The 3,221-nt window shown below is 75.2% G+C and carries 3 protein-coding genes; all 3 read right to left on the bottom strand.

Going from position 1 to position 3,221, the window contains the following annotated elements; genetic code table 11:
- On the bottom strand, positions 1-582 hold a 582-nt coding region (locus tag EHS43_RS41115), incomplete at its 3' end, for a precorrin-8X methylmutase (RefSeq protein WP_125195621.1).
- The gene (gene cobJ / locus EHS43_RS41110) at positions 579-2,270 is read right to left on the bottom strand and encodes a precorrin-3B C(17)-methyltransferase (RefSeq protein WP_125195620.1); all 1,692 of its coding nucleotides are present in this window, start codon (positions 2,268-2,270) and stop codon (positions 579-581) included. The genes EHS43_RS41115 and cobJ, both read right to left, overlap by 4 nt.
- The coding region (cbiT, locus tag EHS43_RS41105) for a precorrin-6Y C5,15-methyltransferase (decarboxylating) subunit CbiT (protein WP_125195619.1) at positions 2,267-3,221 on the bottom strand (955 nt) is incomplete at its 5' end. The genes cobJ and cbiT, both read right to left, overlap by 4 nt.

The raw sequence follows: 3,221 nt of genomic DNA, 5'->3' as shown, positions 1-3,221 counted from the left end.
CTCCTCAGCGGGGTGGGTGGGGTGGTACAGCAGGGCGTTGAGGGCGGCGGAGGCCACCGCCGAACCGCCCTTCTCGGACACGTTGCTCACGGCGGGCAGCCCGCTCTCGCGCAGCGCGGCCTTGGACTCGACCGCGCCGACGAAGCCGACGGGCAGTCCGATGACGAGGGCCGGGTCCGCGTCCAGGGTCAGCAACTCCTCCAGCGCGGTGGGGGCGTTGCCGATCACCCAGATCGCCCCCGGGCCGACCTGCTCGTGGGCGAGGCGGATCGCGTGGGCCGAACGGGTCAGCCCGGGGCCCGCCTCGGCGTCCCTGAGCCGGCAGACGGTCTCGCGCCGGGTGATGCCGGCCGCGACCATCTCCACGTCGGTCACGACGGGCGCGCCGGCGTGCAGCGCGGCGTGCGCCTTCTCCAACTCGCTCTCGTCCATGACGAGATCGGTGGCGTACTCCAGGTCGGCGGCCGAGTGGATGACCCGCTCCACCACCGCCCGGGTCAGCGGCGGGAAGTGCGAGGTGTCCAGGCGGGCGCGCAGCCGGCGGTAGGACTCCACCTCGATCGGGTGGACGGCACGGTTCACTTCGAGCCCTCCTCCGACGTCTGCCAGCGGTAGCCGCGCGGGGTCACCATGCGCCCCGCGATGTCACGGGTCGCGGTGTTGCCCACGGTCACGACCGTCATCATGTCGACCGTCGCCGGGTCCAGCGCGGCCAGGGTCGTCAGCCGCCCGGACTCGTCGGGCCGCGACGCGTTCCGCACGACCCCGACCGGTGTGGCCGGCTCGCGGTGCCCGGCGAGGATCGCGAGCGCCTTGGGCAGCTGCCAGTCCCGGCCCCGGGAACGGGGGTTGTAGAAGGTGACCACGAGGTCCGCCTCGGCCGCCGCGCGCACCCGCCGCTCGATGACGTCCCAGGGGGTGTGCAGGTCGGACAGGCTGATGGACACGTGGTCGTGACCCAGCGGGGCACCCAGGATCGCGGCCGCCGCGAGGGCCGCGGTCACCCCGGGGACGCCGATCACGTCGATGTCGTCGGAGGCCTCGGCGAGCGCGGGGGAGGCCATGGCGTACACACCGGCGTCCCCGCTCCCGATCAGTGCGACCGCCTGGCCCCGGCGGGCCTCCTCGACGGCCGTGCGGGCCCGCTCCTCCTCGGCGCCCAGGCCCGACTCCAGGACTCGGGTCCCGGGCCGCAGCAGATCGCGGATCTGGTCGACGTACTGGTCCAGCCCGACCAGCACCGAGGCCCGCCGCAACTCCGCCCTGGCGCGGGGCGTGAGCAGGTCCCGGGCGCCGGGGCCGAGGCCCACGACCGCGAGCCGGCCGCGCGCGGGACGCCGTACGACCGCGCAGGTCGCCATGGCGGGGGAGGCCGTGGACTTCCGCTTGGGGACGAGGAGTTCACCGCCGCCGAGCAGCGCGGCTGCCTCCGCCACCGACGGCGTGCCCACGGCGGCCAGCGGCGCGTCCGACGGGTTGGGCACCTCGACGGCCGCCAACTCCTCGGCGGTATACGTGACCAGGGGTACGCCGAGCCGTCCGGCGGCCTCGACGATCCCGTGCTCCCCGGCCTTGGCGTCCACGGTCGCCAGCGCGGCGACGCTGCGGGGGGACAGCCCGGCCTCCCGCAACGACCCCTCGATCAGCTCCAGCACCTCCGCGCTGGGCGCGCCCCTGGAGGCGCCGACGCCGACCACGAGCGTGGGCGGACGCAGCACGACTTCCTGGCCGGAGGGTTCGACGAGCCGGTCCGTGACCCGGATGCCGTAGGCCCCCTCCGGGGCGACCGGCAGCGGAGGCAGCGGCCAGCGCGAATCGTTGCGCAGAGCGACGGGTTCCCCGTCCAGCAGCGCCCGTGACACGGCCGCCACCGCGCCCTCCACGGGCAGCCCGAGCGTGTCGAGCCCCGGTACCCCGGCCGCGTCGGTCGCCGTCGTCACCACGGGCTCCGCACCGAGCAACTCCCCGACCTCGCGGGCGAGTTCATTGGCCCCGCCGCCGTGGCCGCCGACCAGGGACACGGCGAACTGCCCGCCCTCGTCGACACACACCACACCCGGGTCGGACGCCTTGTCGCCGAGCAGCGGCGCGACCAGGCGGACGACCGCCCCGGTGGCCAGGAAGCACACGAGCTGCTCGCACTCCGCGAACGCCCGCCGTACGGCGTCCCCCACGGGTCCGTCGTACACGCGCGTGCGGTCCGGCCATGCCGCGGCCAGCCGGTCGCGTGCCGCCGCCCCCGCCGCGGTGGCGGAAATAAGGCCGATCACTGAGCAACTCCCTCTCGATACACGGGGTTTCTGACGCCCCACAGCAGGAAAACCGGATTGGTCGCCGCGAGCCGGGTCACGTCCCCGGGCAGCGGCGCGAGGCGGGACGACTGGAGCAGGACGCCGTCGCAGTCCAGCCCGGCGCCGGTCAGGGCCGCGCGTACCGCGGGCACCCGGTCGAGCGCGGCCATGGCGACGACGACGCCACGCCGGGCCCGGCCGGCGCAGGCGGCGACGATCCGGGGCAGCTCGCGCCCGCCGCCACCGACGAACACGGCGTCGGGATCGTCCAGTTCGGCGAGCGCGTCCGGCGCCGACCCGTGGACGACCTGGACGTCGACCCCGTGCGCGGCCGCGTTGGCGCGGATGCGCTCGACTCCGTCGGCGGCCTTCTCGACCGCGACGACGGCCGCGCCGAGCCGGGCGCACTCCACGGCCACGGATCCGGACCCGGCGCCGACGTCCCAGACGAGATCACCGAGCCGGGGCCCCAGCCGGGCCAGCGCCAGCGCCCGCACCTCGAACTTGGTGATCATCGAGTCGCGGTGCGCGAACTCGGCTTCTTCCAGGGCCCATTGAGAGGGGTCCGGGGGAGGTCCGGCGACCGTACGCACGGCTCCGAGCATCCGAGACTCATCGAGACACAGCACGACACTCACACCGGAACCCCAGTCCCGGGCGGCGGCTTCAGCAGGGGTGACCCACTCGACACGCTCATCTCCGGTACCCAGGTCGGAGGCGACCACGAGAACGCGCCGTAGGGGCGCGGGGAACTGCGCGACCAGCCCCAACGGCACAGCACCCGCCCGACGGCCTTCCTCGGCACCCCCCGCCGCGAGCGCAGCTCCCAGCTCCGCAGGCCCGGCCCCAGGCCCCGTCAGCACCGCCACCTTCGGACGAGCCCGGCACACGTTCACCGCCGTCCGCAGATCCCGCCCGTGCGCGCTGACC

This window comes from Streptomyces sp. RP5T, from assembly GCF_003933965.1.
Lineage (GTDB): Bacteria > Actinomycetota > Actinomycetes > Streptomycetales > Streptomycetaceae > Streptomyces.
This window is presented reverse-complemented; position numbering and strand designations above follow the sequence as displayed.